This window comes from Staphylospora marina, from assembly GCF_003856495.1.
GTDB lineage: Bacteria > Bacillota > Bacilli > Thermoactinomycetales > Thermoactinomycetaceae > Staphylospora > Staphylospora marina.
In genome coordinates this window covers 1,268,130-1,286,521 of sequence record NZ_CP034118.1, presented here as the reverse complement: position 1 = coordinate 1,286,521, position 18,392 = coordinate 1,268,130, and the positions used below count along the sequence as shown (strand labels likewise).

The 18,392-nt window shown below is 57.9% G+C and carries 20 protein-coding genes; 1 reads left to right on the top strand and 19 read right to left on the bottom strand.

Annotated elements, in window-relative coordinates; all coding sequences use genetic code 11:
- Positions 1-38: 38 nt before the first annotated feature.
- From EG886_RS06415 to EG886_RS06325, 19 genes are all read right to left on the bottom strand, one after another.
- Positions 39-662: a DUF1405 domain-containing protein gene (locus EG886_RS06415; RefSeq protein WP_124727358.1), complete on the bottom strand. Its 624-nt coding sequence runs from the start codon at positions 660-662 to the stop codon at positions 39-41.
- Between the two features lie 70 nt (positions 663-732).
- Entirely contained in the window at positions 733-1,515 is a 783-nt protein-coding gene (locus EG886_RS06410) for a menaquinol-cytochrome c reductase cytochrome b/c subunit (protein ID WP_124727357.1), read from the bottom strand.
- 26 nt (positions 1,516-1,541) lie between these two features.
- Complete coding sequence (gene qcrB, locus EG886_RS06405; protein WP_124727356.1) at positions 1,542-2,213, bottom strand: menaquinol-cytochrome c reductase cytochrome b subunit; 672 nt, start codon at positions 2,211-2,213, stop codon at positions 1,542-1,544.
- 26 nt (positions 2,214-2,239) lie between these two features.
- Positions 2,240-2,737 carry a QcrA and Rieske domain-containing protein gene (locus tag EG886_RS06400; protein ID WP_241154398.1) on the bottom strand — a complete coding sequence of 166 codons (498 nt, stop codon included), beginning with the start codon at positions 2,735-2,737 and terminating at the stop codon, positions 2,240-2,242.
- Between the two features lie 171 nt (positions 2,738-2,908).
- Positions 2,909-3,343, bottom strand: a complete 435-nt coding sequence (locus EG886_RS06395; RefSeq protein ID WP_164491692.1) for a DUF2487 family protein — start codon at positions 3,341-3,343, stop codon at positions 2,909-2,911.
- 95 nt (positions 3,344-3,438) lie between these two features.
- On the bottom strand, positions 3,439-3,990 hold the full coding sequence (locus EG886_RS06390) for a YpiB family protein (protein ID WP_124727354.1): 552 nt from the start codon (positions 3,988-3,990) through the stop codon (positions 3,439-3,441).
- Positions 3,991-4,117: 127 nt separating this feature from the next.
- Positions 4,118-5,227 carry a hypothetical protein gene (locus EG886_RS06385; RefSeq protein ID WP_124727353.1) on the bottom strand — a complete coding sequence of 370 codons (1,110 nt, stop codon included), beginning with the start codon at positions 5,225-5,227 and terminating at the stop codon, positions 4,118-4,120.
- Positions 5,228-5,352: 125 nt separating this feature from the next.
- Positions 5,353-5,826 carry a hypothetical protein gene (locus tag EG886_RS06380; protein ID WP_124727352.1) on the bottom strand — a complete coding sequence of 158 codons (474 nt, stop codon included), beginning with the start codon at positions 5,824-5,826 and terminating at the stop codon, positions 5,353-5,355.
- Between the two features lie 186 nt (positions 5,827-6,012).
- Entirely contained in the window at positions 6,013-7,302 is a 1,290-nt protein-coding gene (gene aroA / locus EG886_RS06375; RefSeq protein WP_124727351.1) for a 3-phosphoshikimate 1-carboxyvinyltransferase, read from the bottom strand.
- 82 nt (positions 7,303-7,384) lie between these two features.
- Complete coding sequence (gene hisC, locus EG886_RS06370) at positions 7,385-8,485, bottom strand: histidinol-phosphate transaminase (protein WP_124727350.1); 1,101 nt, start codon at positions 8,483-8,485, stop codon at positions 7,385-7,387.
- 36 nt (positions 8,486-8,521) lie between these two features.
- Positions 8,522-9,319 carry a tryptophan synthase subunit alpha gene (trpA, locus tag EG886_RS06365; RefSeq protein ID WP_124727349.1) on the bottom strand — a complete coding sequence of 266 codons (798 nt, stop codon included), beginning with the start codon at positions 9,317-9,319 and terminating at the stop codon, positions 8,522-8,524.
- Positions 9,294-10,523: a tryptophan synthase subunit beta gene (trpB, locus tag EG886_RS06360; RefSeq protein WP_124727348.1), complete on the bottom strand. Its 1,230-nt coding sequence runs from the start codon at positions 10,521-10,523 to the stop codon at positions 9,294-9,296. The genes trpA and trpB overlap by 26 nt, the downstream gene beginning before the upstream one ends.
- Positions 10,510-11,166: a phosphoribosylanthranilate isomerase gene (locus EG886_RS06355; RefSeq protein WP_164491691.1), complete on the bottom strand. Its 657-nt coding sequence runs from the start codon at positions 11,164-11,166 to the stop codon at positions 10,510-10,512. The genes trpB and EG886_RS06355 overlap by 14 nt, the downstream gene beginning before the upstream one ends.
- Entirely contained in the window at positions 11,163-11,957 is a 795-nt protein-coding gene (gene trpC, locus EG886_RS06350) for an indole-3-glycerol phosphate synthase TrpC (protein ID WP_124727346.1), read from the bottom strand. Before trpC ends, EG886_RS06355 begins: the two co-directional genes overlap by 4 nt.
- On the bottom strand, positions 11,947-12,975 hold the full coding sequence (trpD, locus tag EG886_RS06345) for an anthranilate phosphoribosyltransferase (RefSeq protein WP_124727345.1): 1,029 nt from the start codon (positions 12,973-12,975) through the stop codon (positions 11,947-11,949). Before trpD ends, trpC begins: the two co-directional genes overlap by 11 nt.
- Complete coding sequence (locus tag EG886_RS06340) at positions 12,972-14,480, bottom strand: anthranilate synthase component I family protein (protein ID WP_164491690.1); 1,509 nt, start codon at positions 14,478-14,480, stop codon at positions 12,972-12,974. Before EG886_RS06340 ends, trpD begins: the two co-directional genes overlap by 4 nt.
- A 448-nt stretch (positions 14,481-14,928) precedes the next feature.
- Entirely contained in the window at positions 14,929-16,026 is a 1,098-nt protein-coding gene (aroB, locus tag EG886_RS06335) for a 3-dehydroquinate synthase (protein WP_124727343.1), read from the bottom strand.
- Positions 16,027-16,029: 3 nt separating this feature from the next.
- Entirely contained in the window at positions 16,030-17,193 is a 1,164-nt protein-coding gene (aroC, locus tag EG886_RS06330) for a chorismate synthase (protein WP_124727342.1), read from the bottom strand.
- Between the two features lie 316 nt (positions 17,194-17,509).
- Entirely contained in the window at positions 17,510-17,743 is a 234-nt protein-coding gene (locus EG886_RS06325; protein WP_124727341.1) for a response regulator transcription factor, read from the bottom strand.
- 321 nt (positions 17,744-18,064) lie between these two features.
- Between EG886_RS06325 and EG886_RS06320 the strand changes: the two genes are divergently transcribed.
- Positions 18,065-18,367, top strand: a complete 303-nt coding sequence (locus EG886_RS06320) for a response regulator transcription factor (protein WP_124727340.1) — start codon at positions 18,065-18,067, stop codon at positions 18,365-18,367.
- Positions 18,368-18,392: the final 25 nt, after the last annotated feature.

Genomic DNA, 18,392 nt, shown 5'->3' with positions numbered 1-18,392 from the left:
ATGCGAAAAAGCGGTTCCAAAAGAAGAATCGAACCCATTCATTCGGTGCGGAACACATTCTCACGGGACGATGCACGCAGCATCGAAAGCGCGGCGAACAGCAACAAAGACGTGAGGGAAAGAAGCAAGGTGAACCAACCGACAAGATGATCATACGGTTCCAGATAGGGAGACAGCCAAGGATGAATGTCCACCCCGTAATCCAGCGCGTCGTTGGTCAATGTCCATGCGGCCACCCAAAGCAGGTGCTTCCATGTAAATGACATCACGTGCATGTACAAAAGCGCTTCCAGCGCCATTCCGAGATGCGAGCAGATCAGCATCCAATGTTGCCAGTTCAGGGCCTCCGTCATCGGGGCCGGATCCAACCAGCCTCCCCAAAAAATCATGACCACCGCCCAAATGCCGTACTTGAACAAGGTCACCGCCGCAAATGCCTCCAGGAGAGGATGACTCCTGTTCATGAGCCATGCGAGAATCGCCAATGTGAACAGCGAGCTGGCCGTGGGGCTGTCCGGAATGAACGGCCACCACCAGGCCTCCGTTTCGGCCAATTGGTTCCCGTACCACCAAAATCCGTACACCGATCCCAGAAAATTGACAAAAAAAAGCACCCAAAGAAAGTCCCGTCTCGTGGACAGAGCTCGCCACACGATGTTCATGCATGCCACACCCCTTTTCCCGTAATGACACAAAACCTGGCCAGCCATACCGGCCAGCCAGGTTTTTCCGTCATTTCTGCGTTTGTTTGAGCAGCCATTCCACAAGGATCTTTTTCTCCTGTTCGCTGCCTTGGAACATTCCCGGAGGCATTGCACCTTTCCCCTCATCAATGTACCGGGTGAGCTCTTCCGCGGTGCGACGGTTTCCGATGCCCAGCAGGCTCGGGCCGTTCACGCCCTCCAGCTCCCCACCGTGGCACTTGATGCAGGCGTTTTTGGAGTAGATTTCGTAACCTTCCTCATTTTGTGCAATGACTTCGGTGTTATCCGGCTTTTCGCCCGGTGCGGACTCAAGCTGAATCTCATGCTCGTATTCGGCGGCCCAGGTGAGCGCCGCAACCGCGATCAGAGAGATCAGCATGATTCCGGTTGCCACCGGACGTTTGTGGGGACGGCGCTCCTTGCTGCGATCAAGCCACGGAGCCAGCATCAATGCCATGAATGCGATTCCGGGCAGGATGACCGTTCCGATGACCACAAAGTCGCCGGCCGCCCATTTGTACTTCAGGAGCTGGTACAGGAACAGGAAGTACCAGTCCGGAACGGGCAGGAAGCTTGTGTTCGTCGGATCCGCCAGTTCACCGAGCGGCGGCTCCTCTGCCATGACGAGCGTCATGAATCCGACCAGGAAAACAACCGCAACCATCCATTCTTTCAGAAGGAAGTCGGGAAAGAAAGCTTCCGTTTTGCCCGGAAACCGGTCATAATCCGGCGGGGACAGCTGCGGACGGTCCGCACGTACGCGCGAGTCTCCCACGTAATGGACCTGTTTTCCGTCGTGATTGTGTGCCAAGTGGATCCCTCCTCACGCGCGGTTGATCATAGCGGCCCGGAAATACCCTGACGGCGGATCAGGATGAAGTGTACGCCCAGGAGTCCGAGCAGCGCGGCAGGGAGGAAGAACACGTGCAGGGCGAAGAAGCGGGCCAACGTCTGCGCACCAACGATGTCTCCTCCTTGCAGGAACGACGCGATGTAAGGTCCGAGAACCGGCACGGACGCAGCGATCTCCACGCCGACTTTGGTCGCGAAGTACGCTTTGTTGTCCCACGGCAGAAGATAGCCGGTGAAGCCCAGGCCGAGCATCACGAAGAAGATCAGGATGCCCACGAGCCAGTTGAACTCACGCGGATGCTTGTAACTTCCGGTGAAGAACACCCGAAGCGTGTGCAGGAACAGCATCACGATGGACACGCTGGCTCCCCAGTGATGCATGCCGCGGACAATGGCGCCCATGGCGATCTCGTTTTGCAGGTAATTGACACTCGGGTGAGCGTTTACAATGTCCGGAACATAGTACATCGCCAAGAACATGCCGGAAAGGATCTGAATGACGACCACGAAAAATGTGAGACCGCCAAAGCAGTAGATGAACGCCGAGAAATGATGCGCTGGGTTGACGTGTTCCGGCACTTCATGGTCGGCGACATCCCGCCACAGCGGCGTAATGTCCAGACGCTCGTCCACCCAATCGTAAATGGCGCGCAGCATTCGCTACACCTCCGATCTCCATGACATTAAGCCTTCTGCAGCGGCCCGATGAGCAGCTTTCCGTTTTCCACCTTGACCTTGTAACGGTCGAGCGGTTTGGCCGGCGGAGTGCCGGGAACGTTGACGCCGTCTTTGGTATAGCGTCCGAAGTGGCAGGGGCAGAAGAACTCGCCTTTGAACTGGGGATTGCTGTCCCAGTTGACCGTGCAGCCAAGGTGTTTGCAAATCGGCGAGAATGCGACGATTTCGCCGTTCAGCTTCAACACCCAGGCCGTCCTGCTTTCCCCGCCTTCCGGCTCGTACCATCCGTCTTTGACATGCACGGTGAAGTTGACCGCTTTGGGGATATCGGTAATCTCGCTCACGGAGACACCCGTGTTGACATACTGCTCTCCGCCTCCCTTTTTCAGGACCGGATCAGCGGCGAACCGGACCATGGGAAAGAGCATTCCGGATGCGAGAAAACCCGCGGTCCCACCGAGCGTGTACGTCAAAAACTGACGGCGGGAAACTTTTTTGCTCACAACTCCGACCTCCTTCTATGCGGCTTCAACCGTCCACTTGGACCGGAATCTTCGCCAGGACGAACGAATCTTTCACCAGGACATATCCATGATAGCCAATGGCCTTCTCAAAAGTCAAGGAAGCACCTGTGACCATCAGCCGACAAAATTCAGCCATATTCAGGGTTTCATTCAGCCGTATCGTTGCCACAGATCCAGGATCTTTCCGTACAGACGCTCCGACGCTTCCTCCACGCTCGCGTCTTCTTCCGGCCGGTGCACGAGAACCCGGACAGGCTCCGGCTTTTCCGCAAAGTCCGGATCCGGCAATCCGTGGCCGACGATCACCAGAAAATCAAAACCGGCACTCCTGATATCTTCCAGTATTCCTTGAAAGACGGAATTCCACACATCCCCGTCGCGGGGAACATAATGCAGGGGCGGAAGCAAAAGCACTCTTCCGGCCAGTTTGGCTTCCACGGCGGCCGCCAGTCGTTCCATCCGTTTGCCCGCATCCAGGAACAGCCGCTTTTCCCGGAGCTCAAAAGGACAAACCGGCAACAACAACGTGTCGACGAACAGGGCAGCCTTTTGCCATTCAGCGTGATCGATGGTCCAAAGGCGCATGCCTTTCATCCTGTTCATGATGGATTTCGGTCGACAGCAAGGCTTCAACACAAAGAAATAAGCCCAGCTGCGCCGCTGAGCTTATCATATCCCATTTACTTCCGGGTCTCCATGATTTTGATCCATTGTTCGCTGAGCTGTAAAAAAGTTTTTTCATCCCTCTGAGAGAGCGCGTGATCGATTCGCCTGTACAGATCCCGTTCCTGAAAATCCCTGATCGCCCGGTCGAGAAGCATCTCCGCAAACAGACTGAGCAAATGATCCTGCACCACGTCATGTTTTTCCATGGGATTCCCCTCCATTACCGCGGCATATTTGGGACAGGTCGCACGGTCTCGGTAGTAAAGCCCGACATACAGGTCCTCAAGAGGGTTGCTCCGAATATCGTAAAAGGCGGTTTCCACATCGGCTTCAATGCGTTTGTTCTTCACATAACGAAACGGTGTCATGTTGCTGCACTTCGTGGACAGCACCAAGGATCTGGGGAGCTTTCGGACATGATCGACAAAGTGAAGCCGCTCAAGCAATTTGTCATCCGCCGCCAAATACTCCAACAGAAATGCGGCCGGCTTGACCCTGAGCTCATACCGTTTGAGAAACCAGCCAATGAACTCTCGCTTGTCATGGATGGAAACCTGACTCCTCATCCTTCCCCTCCACTCTGCTTTTAAAGAATATTATGTCTATTTGATTGAGGAAAGGCAGAAACGCAGGAATCGTTTCCGTCTTATTTATGATAAATTCGCCACCGGAACCTCTGTTTCCTCCCGGGGCTCAACCGGGAATGAATCCCTCCTCGATGACGCGTTCCCGGAAGGCGGATGTTCCGGCAAGCCACTCCCGTCCGGATTCGGTCAGTGTCAATCGGTCTCTTCCCTGTTCCGAACCGATCCGGATCACGCCCAGATGGGACATCATCTTCAGGATCTTGACGAACAGACTGTCCGGGGTTTCATAATAGAACGGCGATATCCATGACATGACGGCGGATTTGACCGTGTCCACACCGATCCATCCCTTTGCACCGAGCAAACCGATCCAGCGGATCACCACGGGCAGATGAGGGACGGGTTTCCGGTACAGTCGGATCCAGAAACGGAAGATCGATGCTCCTTCATCGAGGGTATCTGATATTTTCCCGATTCCCTTGTCCGTCAAACACAAATATCCTTCTTCGTCTTCCAATATGTACCCGTGATACCATGCATAATCGTACAAAAGCGAAAACCGGTCCGGATAAAGATGATATTTTCTGCCGAAACCGAAACGCGGAGATTTTTCCGAAATCGGCTCCTCGGGGATGAAAAAGGTTTTGAACAGCTGTTTTTGCTGTTGCCGCCAAATCGCCCCTTCATTGGTGAGACGCACGATGTCCCCCCGCAGAAAATCCAGGAAATGGACCAAGTCGGCCACCATCTGTCCCTGTTCGTCCCGGTATACCTCCGGAGGCGTGGAAGAGACGTCTCCCGCAAACGGCTCGCACAACAATTCGAGCATCCTCTCCCGAAGATCGGACGGAATGTGATACAAATGTTGCGTCTGGGGAGAGTATCCGGGAAACAGCCATCCCCTGGAAACGGCCCCCGTGATCAATTCCCGTGCCATGTCGGCCTCGTCGTTCGAAGCCGCCGCGGCTTTGGCTTTCAGCTCCTCCATCGTGAACGCCGGCGTGGGATCCAGAACGATCAGTTCCAGGAACCGTTGTTCGGCTTCGCTTAATTGTTCCATGTTCCGGCGCAACGGCGGCTTGCGGCCCATCACCTGCAGCAGGGAAACGATGAGTTCATGTTTGGAATGAATCTTTTCCCCGCCCGTTCCGTAAAATCGGTTCAGTCTTCGCAAATGTTCGATGTCGGCATACGTCAACCAGTCTGCAATCCTCACAAAGATCCGCCCTCCTTGGAAATGATTCCCTTTTCATTCCCATTTTGGACGAATCCGTTAACGGATAATCACCGAACCGACCCGATTCGGGTGGAATCTCCGGGGATCTCCGGATGGACACTCCGTCAGGATGCTTCCGATTTCCGCAAGGCCCGTTTCGCTCGAATCGACCGGTCCGCTTCCGGATCCACGATCCGAATGCCCCGACCGAGAAGTTGAAGCAAAAAGCAGACCATCATCCATCCGAACGGAGGAAGCGGCATGTCCGAAAAGATCCGAGCCACCGGATCTCCCGGCAAGCTTTGCCAAGATGCGGCGATTCCCGGAACAAAGCCGATGGCGAGATGCAGACCCCAAAATGCCGCCGCCGCATGAAGGGGACCAAGACCGTGCTGATGCTTTCCCGACGAACCCAATCCGATCTGCGCGATCAGGAAGAGGGTTGCGGCCAGAACGGCGGTCCATTCCACAAGCGGTTCCGCCATGCGGGGATCCGGAAACCACCAATTGATCACCAACGGGAAAAACCAAGTTTTCAACACCAAAAACGCCCCGGTGACAAAAGCGGTCTCCAAAAGAAATCTTCCGATCAACCGCATGACAGACAACCCCCTTCCCTTTCACTTTTATGAGCCGCGGGCAAAAAAAAGAACCGCTCGGAGACCGAGCGGTTGCACAGGACATCATATTGGAATGGAGTGGAGAGAAACCATACTGTACTTCACATTATATGCAAACCGGTGGACAAGGTCAATCACTTTTTCCAATTTTCTGATCAGTCCCGATCATCCGTCCATCATCCATGCCAACGCTTGTTCGAACCCGGGGTATGACACCCGGATCGCCTCCGTCCGCGACACGCTGACGGGATCCCGGGATGCCAAACCGGCAACGGAAAGGGCCATCGCCAGCCGGTGATCTCCGTGCCCGGATACCGACCCTCCACGCAACGTGACGGGCCCTTCGATGATCATGCCATCGGCGGTGGTTTCCACCCTCGCCCCCAATTTGCGAAGTTCCCCGGCCAGCGTCTCAATGCGGTCCGTTTCCTTGACCCGGAGCTCCTCCGCGTCTCGGATCACCGTGGTTCCCTCGGCTTGGGTGGCAAGCACGGCGAGCACCGGCAATTCATCGATCAACCTCGGGATCAGGCCTCCGCCGATTTCCGCTCCCGCAAGACCTCTTCCGCCGGAAACGGTGACGGTGCCCACGGGTTCTCCGCCGTACTCCTTGATTTCTTCCACGGTCACTTCGGCTCCCATGAGACGAAACACATCGAGAATCCCGGTTCGCGTGGGATTGAGGCCCACGTTTTTGACCGTGACGCGGCTGCCCGGAACCATCAAGGCTGCGGCCCAGAGAAAAGCCGCCGAGGAAATGTCACCGGGAACCGTCACCTTCGTTGCTTGCAGCCGCTGACCTCCGCGAATCCGCACGCCCCGCTCTTCCGTTTCCACCTCCGCACCGAACGCCGTCAGCATCCGTTCGGTGTGGTCACGGGAACGGGCCGGTTCCCGGATCACCGTTTCCCCGTCGGCAAAAAGACCGGCCAATAGCAGACAGGATTTCACCTGAGCGCTCGCCACGGGGCTTTCGTGTTCAATCCCGCGAAGCTGCCCTCCGCGCACCGCGATGGGCGCGAGCCGACCGCCGTTTCTTCCGTCAATGAATGCGCCCATTTTCCGCAGCGGTTCCACCACGCGTCCCATCGGTCTTCTGCGGATCGATGCGTCCCCCGTTACCGTGGAGAAAAACGGCAAGCCCGCCAAAATGCCGAGGAGCAGTCTCAACGTGGTGCCCGAATTTCCCACATCCAGCACATCGCCCGGTTCACGCAACCCTTCCGGCCCCTGTCCGGTCACTTTGAGCACCGTTTCCGTCACCTGCTCGATCTCCACTCCCATCTGACGGAAACAGCGAACGGTGGACAAGCAATCGTCTCCCGGCAAAAAGCCTTCGATTTCGCTCGTTCCTTCCGCCAACGCTCCCAACATCACCGCCCGGTGAGAGACCGATTTGTCCCCGGGAACCGCCAGCACCAGATCAAACGGCCTCGGGCGGTTCACGATCAACATGAAACATCCCTCCGCTTCTTTTGCACAACAAACGACCGGACAGCCCCAAAAAAGCGGACCGTCCGGCATGTGATCCGTTTCGTCAGGAAAGCCGTTTTTTTCTTTTCAGGCAGGATTCGAGAGCCTCCAGGAATCGCACGTTTTGCTCCTCCGTGCCCACGGTGACCCGGATGTGGTTCGGATGACCGAGCAGATGCCCGGCGCGAACGATGACTCCCTGATGAAGCAGGTCTTCAAACACTTCGGAGGAGTGGATGCCGGTTTCCAGCAGGATGAAGTTTCCGTGGGCCGGGTAATAAGGAAGTCCCCATTCATCCAGTTTTTTGGTGATCAGATCGATTCCCCGGCGATTCTGATTGCGGCAGTACCACACGAACGACTGGTCTTCCAGCGCGGCCAACGCCGCTTTCTGGGCGAGACGGTTGACGTTGAACGGTTCCCGTACCCGGTTCAGCTCCCGGATCACGTCCGGATGGGCAATGCCGTATCCCACGCGGAACGCGGCCAAACCGTATATCTTGGAAAAGGTCCGCAAAATCACGATCCGCGGATCATAGTCCAGCAGGGACACCGTGTCGGGATAAGACGGATCCGTCACGTATTCGTGATACGCTTCGTCGATGACCACCAGAACATGTTCGGGCAATTGGTCCAAAAAAGCGGTGAGTTCGTCCCTTCCGACAATGGTTCCGGTCGGATTGTTGGGGTTGCAGATCCACACCACACGGGTTTTCTCGTTCACCGCAGCCAGCATCGCTTCCAAATCATGCGTTCCGTCTTTCAGGGGAATCTTGACCGCGGTGGCTCCTTCGATGCGCGTGTGAGTCTCATACCGCGGAAAGGTGATTTCCGCCATGACGGATTCCGCACCGGGCTCCAGATAGGCCCGCCCGATCATTTGCACGATTTCGTCCGATCCGTTGCCGAAGATGAGGCGAAGCGGATCCACTTCCAGGTGTTCGGCCAGTTTCTCCCTGAGTTCCGGCGCCAGTCCTTCCGGATACAGATGAAAAGAGTCCCTGACTTCGGAAAGCGCCGGCCACACCCGGTCGGAACAGCCGAACGGGTTTTCGTTGGACGCCAGTTTGATGACATGTTCGAGTCCCAGTTCCCGTTTTACTTCTTCCAGGGGTTTTCCCGGCTGATAGACAGGCAAGCCTTGCACGGTTGATTTCGGCTTCATGAACGGGTCTCCTCTCGCGACCTTTTTGCCTCTATCTTACTCTGATTTGACTTCTCTGACAAATGCCCGAATCGCCTCCATGGCTTCCCGTCGCTTCGAACCTTCGGACAGAAGAAACCGAGCATCGTGGATTCGCTTGACGAGCGCGCTTCCTATCACCACCGCGTCGGCAAACTCCCGGATCCGCCGGCTTTGTTCTCTCCCGGAAACCCCGAACCCGACCGCCACCGGCAAGGGCACCGTGTCTTTCACCGCCGCCACCGTCCGCTCCAGACGGTCGTCAAACCGGGACCTGACACCGGTCGTTCCGAGGGAAGACACACAGTATACAAACCCGGATGCTTCCGCGACGATGCGGCGAATCCGCTCCGACGACGTGGGAGCCACAAGGGGGATCAGGGCCAACCCCCGACTTTCCGCCGCCTTTTTCCAAGGTCCGCTCTCTTCCACAGGCACATCGGGAATGATCCATCCGTCAAAGCCGCAAGCGGCCGATTCCTCCGCCGCCCGCTCCACACCGTGACAATAGATCGGATTGGCATAGGAGAAGAGAATGAGCGGAGTGTCGGGATCGCTTTCGCGAAAAGATCTCCCGAGCCGAAACACGTCCGGCAACCGGACGCCCCGGTCAAGCGCACGTCCGGATGCGGCCTGGATCACGGGGCCGTCCGCCACCGGATCGGAAAACGGAACCCCCAGTTCAATGGCGGTCACCCCCTCTTCCGCGAGCAGCCGCATCAATTCCAGCGTGGTGCCCGGATCCGGATCCCCCGCCATCAAAAACGGGATGACCCGGCTTCCGGGTTTTTCAAACGACGTCTTCAAACGATGCATGCGCCTTCCCTCCCCATGCATCCCGGATGGTACCCACATCCTTGTCTCCCCGACCGGACAGACATACCAGCACCACCTTGTCCTTCGGCAAGCGGGAAGCGATCTTCACAGCTTCAGCCACCGCATGTGCCGATTCGAGGGCCGGCAGGATTCCCTCCAGCCTGCAAAGGAGATCCACGGCATGCAGCGCTTCCCTGTCCGTCACCGCCGCATAGCGCACCCTCCCCGTCTCGTGAAGAAACGCATGCTCCGGCCCCACGCCCGGATAATCAAGTCCGGCGGAAACGGAATGGGCCTGTTTTACCAAACCCGTCTCATCCTGCAAAAACAAACTGTGCATGCCGTGCAGGATTCCCGGTCTCCCCTGACACACCGCCGCCGCGTGACGTCCGGTATGAAGTCCTTCTCCGGCCGCTTCCACCCCGTGCAGTGAAACGGACCGATCATCCAGAAACGCGGCAAACAGCCCGATCGCGTTGCTTCCTCCCCCCACGCAGGCAACGGCATGATCCGGCAAACGGCCTTCCGCCTCCAAAAGCTGCGCCCTCGCCTCGTCACCGATCACCCGTTGAAACGTTTTCACCATCCGCGGATACGGATGGGGCCCCACCGCGGATCCGAGGAGATAATAGGCCGTTTCCGCTTGACGGGACCACGCCCTGAGCGCCTCATTGGTGGCATCCTTCAGAGTCCGGCTGCCCGTCGTCACCGGAATCACGCGGGCCCCCAAAAGCTGCATCCGGAACACGTTCAGTTCCTGCCGACACATGTCTTCTTCTCCCATGTACACGTCACATGCAAGCCCCAGCAGGGCGGCGGCGGTGGCGGATGCAACCCCGTGTTGCCCCGCTCCCGTTTCGGCCAGTACCTTTTTCTTGCCCATCCGTTTCGCCAGAAGCGCTTGGCCCAATGCATTGTTGATCTTGTGTGCGCCGGTGTGATTGAGATCTTCCCGCTTGAGGAAGATGCGGGCGCCTCCCGCATGTTCGGTCAAACGTGCGGCGTATGTGAGAGGGGTCGGCCGGCCGCTGAAGTTCCTCAACAGTCCCGACCATTTCTGCATGAATTCTTCGTCCCGGATCGCATCCCCGAACGCCCTTTCCACTTCCGACAGGGGACTCATCAGCGTTTCCGGAACAAATCTTCCGCCAAACCTGCCGAACTTCCCCGCCGCTTCCGTCATTTGCTCGTCAAGTGTCTTCATGGCTTCTCACCTCTTTCAGGAACCGCTTCATGGTTTCGGGGCATTTTTTGCCGTTTCTTTCGATTCCGCCGGAGACGTCCACCCCGTCAGGCCGGATCCGGCCAAGCAGCTTTCCGACATTGCTCGCCGTCAATCCGCCGGCCACCCACAGTGGTTTTCCCAAGCGTCTGCACCGGTCCAGAACGGGAGGGATGAGGTTCCAGTCAAACGTCTTCCCTCCACCACCTCCCTCCGGCGCGAAGGCGTCCAGCAAAAAAGCATCCACGGAAGAGGCATATGCATCCAGCGGAAACGCGGGCTGTTTCCCGCATTGGCACACATGAAACACCTTGATGACGGAGAGCCCGAACGTTTCTTTCACCCGCCGGCAGAAGTCGGGAGACTCCCCTCCGCACAGTTGAACCGTTTTCCATGTTGCACGGTCCAGCCAAGTTCCGATCTCCTCCATTGCGGGATCCACCAGCACCCCGACGGACCGGTCCGGGCCCGCCTCCCGTACCAGATCCGGAAACACTTCCGGTTCGACGCTTCTGCGACGGCCCCGGGCCAAAATGAATCCGATCCGGTCCACCTCAAGAGCGGCCGCTTCCCGCACCTCTTCCGGCCTGCGAAATCCGCACAATTTCACATGGATGCTCTTCATCCGGCACAATCCACTCCCGCACCGATCAACTCCCGGACGGCCGTCACGGGATCTTCTTGGCGCATCAGACATTCTCCGACCAAAACCCCGCTGACTCCGGCTCTCCTCAGGCGGACCACATCATCGGGAGACGCAATGCCGCTCTCACCGATCACCGGGATGCCCGGCGGGACCAGCGGAAGAAGGCGTTCCGTGACGGACAAGTCCGTCTCAAACGTGGACAGATCCCGGTTGTTGATGCCGATCAGGTCCGGCCCGGCGGCCAGCGCGGCGGGCAACTCCCCCTCTTCATGAATTTCCACCAACGTTTCCAGTCCGAGTTCGCGGGCTTGATGCACCAGGCTGCGAAGTTCCCCGGGTTCCAGGATGGATGCGATCAGCAGCACCGCATCGGCTCCCAGCCAACGGCTTTCCACCAGTTGCACCGGATCGAGAATGAAATCCTTGCGCAAAACGGGAAGTTCCACCACCCGCCTGACGCGCATCAGCCATTCCGGTGCCCCGTGGAAGAATTGACGTTCTGTCAGCACGGAGACGGCGGCGGCTCCGCCTTCCCGGTACTGTACGGCCCGAACTTCGGGGAGGACGTCTTTGCGGATCGTTCCCTTCGAAGGAGATGCAGGCTTGATCTCCGCGATGAGGGGCATCCCGACATGCCGCTCCACCGCTTTTCGCAACGATCGGGCAGGTTCAAACGAAATCACCCGCTTTCTGAAATATTCACCGCGGTACACCTGACGAAGCCGCCTGATTTCTTCCCGCTTTCCTTCCAATATTCGCTCAAGATACAATGTGCCGCACCTCCCGGGAAATCCTCGCCCAGTTTTCCAGCCGTCGCAGCGCCCGTCCCGAATCGACGGCATCCGCGGCCAACCGGACCCCTTCTTCCAGCGTGGATGCCCTGTCCGCCATCATCAGCACGGCACCGGCGTTCAGAAGCACGGCATCTCTCGGTGCACCGGATTCACCGCCCAACACCTTCAAGATCATGTGCGCACTCTCCCGGGGACTGTCGGCACGAATCTCTTCGGGCCGCCAACGGGAAAGACCGACATCCTCCGGAGACACCTCATAGGTGTACACCCGTCCGTCCCTCCACTCGCTGACAAGGCTCGGGCCCGTGACGGTGATCTCGTCCAGCCCGTCGAATCCGCTCACCACCATCGCCCGATGAGCCCCCAGTTCTCCGAGCACCCGGGCCAGCACGGAAGTCAGCCGGGGATGGAACACCCCCACCAATTGCCGTTTGACCCCCGCCGGATTGACCAACGGCCCCAACAGGTTGAACACGGTGCGGAAACCCAGTTCGCGCCGGATCGGCCCCACTCGTTTCAGCGCCCGGTGGTAAAGCGGGGCATGCAGGAACGCGATGCCCGTCTTCCGGAGCATCCGTTCCGCCAGCTTTTCGTGTTGAGGAATCTCCACGCCCAAGGCTTCCAACACATCCGCACTCCCCGTTTTCCCCGATACGGCCCGGTTTCCGTGTTTGGCGACCGTCACTCCCGCCGAGGCGGCAACGATGGCGGCTGCCGTGGAAATGTTGAACGTTCGCCCACCGTCACCTCCCGTGCCGCAGGTATCCACCGCATCCGGATCCGTCAAATGCACGCGTACGGCCCGTTGACGAAGCACTTCGGCGAAACCGGCGAGTTCTTCGACCGATTCCCCTTTCATCCGCAAGGCGGTCAACCAGGAGGCCGTTTTGGCGGAAGTCAACCCTCCGTCGATCATCCTCTCCATCAGCCTCCCGGCTTCCTCCCGGGTCAAATCCATCCCGTTCAGCACCTTCTCAAGCAAACGGTCACTCATGGGCTTCCCTCCCCCACCGCAGTCATCTCGGCCAGACGGATTGCCCGAAACAATGCGGCTGCCTTGTTTTCCGTCTCTTCCGCTTCCCGTTCCGGTTCGGAATCGGCCACGATGCCCGCTCCCGTCCGGACCGTCACCTTCTCTTTTGCAAACCGTGCCGTTCGGATCAAAATCCAGGAATCCATATCCCCGTTTCCGCCGAACAGCACGCCGGCACCGGCGTACCAACCGCGCGGCGACGGCTCCAGCCGGGCGATCCATTCCAACGCCTTCACCTTCGGAGCTCCGGACACGGTTCCGGCGGGAAAACACGCACGGAACGCCTCGACTGCCGTATGCCCCTCTTTCAGACCGGCCTCAACCCGGGACACGAGATGCATCACACGGGAATACCGTTCCACCTTCATCCGGGAGGACACCCGCACCGTGCCGGACACCGCCACCTTGCCGAGATCGTTCCGCGCCAAATCCACCAGCATCACATGTTCGGCGCGTTCCTTTTCGTCGCCCGACAATTCCGCGGCGAGACGTTCATCCTCCGCAGGTGTCGATCCCCGGGGGCGGGTTCCGGCGATGGGATGCACCTCCGCCCGGCCGTCCGTGACACGGACCAGCGTTTCCGGAGAAGCGCCCACCAATGACTCTTCTTCCGTTTCCATCAAAAACAGGTAAGGCGACGGATTGATCCTCTCCAACACTCTCAACACATCCAAAGGGTCCGCCATCCGCGGGCGTGACCAGCTTCGGGAAAGCACCACCTGAAACACGTCGCCGGACGCGATCCGTTCCTTCACCTGCCTTACCGACTCATGGAAGGCGTGTGGGTCGGTCTCTTCGGTCCATCCGCAAACATCCGTTTCCCGCACGGGAAATTCCATGTCAAACGCCGGCTCGGACAACCTCACCGGACGGGAAAGCAACTCCCCGGCCCAGGTCATCAACCTCTGAACGGCCTGCCCGTACAGGGCGAACATTTCCGATTTTCCGATTCCGTCCGGAATCTTCAGCACTTCCGTGAACCACAACTTGCCGCGTTTTTGGTCCATGACCGACATTCGATCAAACCGCATCAGGCAGATGTCCGGATCCTCGTTCGGATGACGGGTTACCGGACGGTTCGGCTCCAAAAACCGAACCGATCCGAAGCCGATCCAGCCGGCCATCCCCCCCGCCAGCGGCGGGCATCCGGACAATCGGGGAAACCGGTTTCGCTCCAACTCTTTTTTCAACCAAACAAACGGATCCGGGTCCGTCACCGGGAGGATCCGCCCTTGCCCATCGCGGAGAAACCAGCTCCCCCGATGGCTGCGCATACACCGGACGGGATCGTCCGCGATCCAGGCAAACCGCTGCTTGATCAACAGAAACGATCCGTGCTTTCGGCTCATCCGGGCATACAGCCGAATCGGCGTTTCCTCGGCGGCATCCGTTTCAATCATGACGGGAATGCATGAAAACCGGCGGGAAAGCCGGAACACTTCTTCCGGCGACAAAACGGCTCTCAAGAAGGTCCCTCCTTTCGTGGAAAGGAGGAGAACGGAAGGGGAAATAAAACGGGGAGAAAAAGCAAAAACGACCGAAGCGAATGCCCGCTCCGGCCGATGTGGTCCATGCATCTCGGCTCTTCTCCGCTCGGCTCCGCGTTCCATTCTCCGCTCCACTCATCTCGGCTCAACATTCAGTTGGTCGGAAAAAAGATCTTTCACTCACTCTGATCGCGCACGAAACTTCGTGCACACTCCGCTCACTCCGCCGGCAAGCCCGTGCAAGCCGACGTCTCACTCCGCTTGGCTGAACGGATCACGAACTCCATCAGCCACACTTTCAGTCTATGCCTCCAGACGGTTCGTGTCAATCCCACATCACGCCGCCGATGTCTCCGACAATGCGGTGTTTTCGCCGCATCCCGTCAGGCAGATGCATCCTCCGGGATTGTTGACACTGCGATTGTCTTCAAGTCCCTTCCCGGAGTTGCGTCAGCACTTCGCGAACCGCATCTTCCGGGACGTCCCGAATCAGCTCCGCCCTCCCGATTTCCCGGGTGAGCACAAAGGCGAAACCGCCGTCCAGCGATTTCTTGTCCCGCTTCATCACCGAAAGCAGTTCCGTGTCCGGTCCGCTCCATCGATGGCGAACAGGCAAGCCGTACGAGAGAAGCAGCTCTTCCGTCCGGCGAACCACGTCATCACGGGTTCCCAGCACCTTTCCGCCGAGTCTCGCCGCCCCCGCCATGCCGATGGCAACGGCCTCCCCATGGGTGTACGCCCCGTAATGCGTCACCGCTTCCAAGGCATGACCGATCGTGTGCCCGTAATTGAGGATGGCTCGAAGACCCGATTCCCGTTCATCGGCGGCAACCACGTCCGCCTTGATCCGGCACCCCTGCCAGACGGCTTCCGTCACCGCGTCCGGTTCCAGTCGAAGAAGCGGTTCCCTGAATGACTCCAGCCAGGTGACAAACGCCTGATCCCGAATCAGTCCATGCTTGATCACTTCGGCCAGCCCGGAACGAACTTCCCGCTTTGGAAGCGTCCGCAAAGTGTCCACGTCATACACCACGGCCAGCGGCTGATGAAACGCGCCGATCAGGTTTTTGCCCATCGGATGGTTGACGCCCGTTTTTCCGCCCACGCTGCTGTCATGGGCGAGAAGCGTGGTGGGGAGCTGCACGAAATCGATGCCCCGCATGTACACCGCCGCGGCAAAACCGGCCAAATCCCCCACCACTCCTCCTCCAAGAGCGAGAATGACACCGCGCCGGTCCAGACCGAACCGCAGGCACTCCCCGATGACCGATTCCAGCACGGCCAGTCGTTTGCTTGCCTCTCCGGACGGAATGACCGACAGGCCCGCACGGTAACCGGAACGGATCAATCGTTTCAACACGGGCTCGGCATACAACGGCCCCACCCGTTCATCCGTCACCACCATCAACCGACGTTCCGTTCCCACGCCGACCTGCTCCAACAACTCCGGGAGCCTTTGCAACACCCCGCTTCCGACCGTCAGGGGATAGGTGCGGGACGTCGTGGCAATCGTCAACGTCTTCATGGTTCAAAACTCCCTGACCCGCTCGCGATACCGGCGAACGTGATCCGTCAGCTCTTCCATCGTGTCTGCGGGAAATTTCTCCATGAGCGCGACGGCCACTTCCCATGCCACCACATGCTCCATCACCACGGAGGCTGCCGGCACCGCACAACTGTCGGATCGTTCGATGCTGGCCGCAAACGGCCGGCGGGTGTCGATGTCCACGCTCATCAGCGGTTTGTACAGGGTGGGAATCGGCTTCATCACTCCGCGCACGACGATCGGCATGCCGGTGGTCATTCCGCCCTCGAATCCACCCATTCGGTTGGTCCGGCGGGAATACCCGGTTTCCGGGGACCAGATGATTTCATCGTGCACCTCGGAGCCGGGACGGGAAGCCATCTCAAATCCCATGCCGAATTCCACCCCCTTGAACGCGTTGATGCTGACCACCGCGCGGGCGATTCGTGCATCCAGCTTCCGATCCCAGTGAACGTGACTGCCCAATCCCACCGGCACCCCTTCCACGATCGTCTCCACGATGCCACCGAGCGAATCCCCTTCCACCTTGGCCCGGTCGATGCGCTCCATCATCAGCCGCTCCGCTTCCGGGTCCAGACAGCGAACCGGTGATGCTTCCGATCGCTCGCGAATCTGATCCAGCGTCAACCCCTGCACCGGCTTGGCCCCGATCTCTCCGATGCGCACGACGTGTCCCGCCAATCCGATTCCGCACTCCTCCAGGATCAGCCGGGCCACCGCACCTGCCGCCACCCGGGCCGCCGTCTCCCGTGCGCTGGATCGTTCCAGCACATCCCGCATGTCACGATGCCCGTACTTGATCGCACCGTTCAAATCGGCATGACCCGGTCGCGGCCGGGAAATCCGCCGCTTTTCCGCTTCTTCCGGAATCGGGTTGACACTCATCACCTTTTTCCAATGACTGAAATCCCGGTTCTCGATCACCAGTGTCACCGGTGCACCGGTCGTCCGGCCGAACCGGACACCGGACAAAATCTGCACCCCGTCCCGTTCAATCTGCATCCGGCGCCCCCGACCGTATCCTTTCTGCCGCCGCACGAGCTGATGATCAATCTTCTCCTTTTCAAACACCAGGCCGGCCGGCAATCCTTCGATGATCACTGTCAGCTGCGGACCGTGTGACTCGCCCGCGGTCATATATCTCATCTCTTCCAATCCCTTCTTTCCTCTGCTCTCCTGAGAACCTTGAATCAATGCAACATTATATCAGCTTGCCTCCCTTTGGTCGAAAGGTCTTCGGGGAACGGATTTGGTTTGCGAAGCAAACTTGTTTACATTTATCGCAAAATAAAAAATCCGGCACGATGCCGGAAGTTTCCCTGCGACGTCATTCTCTTTTCACATCATCTTTTCTCTTCGATCTCTCTTTGTTCTTGTCTCCGTTCACACAACATCCGATTGATGCCATCCGCGCCGGGAAAGCGGTTTCATCCCGTGCGGCGATCCCCGAAGACCACGATGTTCAGCGAAGGGCGCTCAGCAAATCCTTTCCGGATAACTCTTCCTTGATCCAACCGAGATAGTAAACGATGATGCCGATCTCCACTCTTGACCTGGTTTTCCACTTGAATTTGATGGAAGACACGATTTCGCAAATTCTTCTGCGACTGACACCCAATTCTTCGGCAATTTCCGTGTCCGTATACCCGCACGCCACCAGCAGAGCCACTTCCCGTTCCCTGGCTGTCAACTTCACTTTGAATCCTCCACGTCATGAAAAATTCACGAACCACGACAAAACCCATTATATCTCATTGATCAAAAGCATGTGACTTCGCAAAATTGCAAACTCCGAATATTTGAATTTATTTATCCGCAGAGATATATTAAGATATATTTATATAAGGTTCTTGGTGATTCGGTCATGCATCCGTTCATGACAAATTTTGGAAACCCGGAAGAAGAAATGGACGGTTCTGCAAGACCCTCATCAAGTCCTCACATTCTTCGTATTCTGCTGCACGGATCCGGCAGCAGCAACCATTCCAAGGGGGGAAACCGAAAAGTTGCTCCGATCATGGAACTGAAAGCGTTGACTCCGGAAGAAAAGCAAGTTGCCATCCTGATCGCCAGTGGTCTTCGGGACAAGGAAATCGGTGCACGTCTGTATATCAGCAAGCGGCTGGTATGCAAGCGAATCCAGTCAATCAAGAAAAAATGGTCCGTTCAGTCCAGAGTATCCATTGGGATCATGGTCTGCCACTTGGGCTGGTATGACTGCTCGGAAAAAGCGAGAGTGATCTCCTCCCAATGGGCAAAAAACAAACATGGAGCTTCCGGAACCAACTTTCGTCATCCCAGGGTCGGAAAAGACGCATAAAACGGAAACAAACCTGCGATCAAAG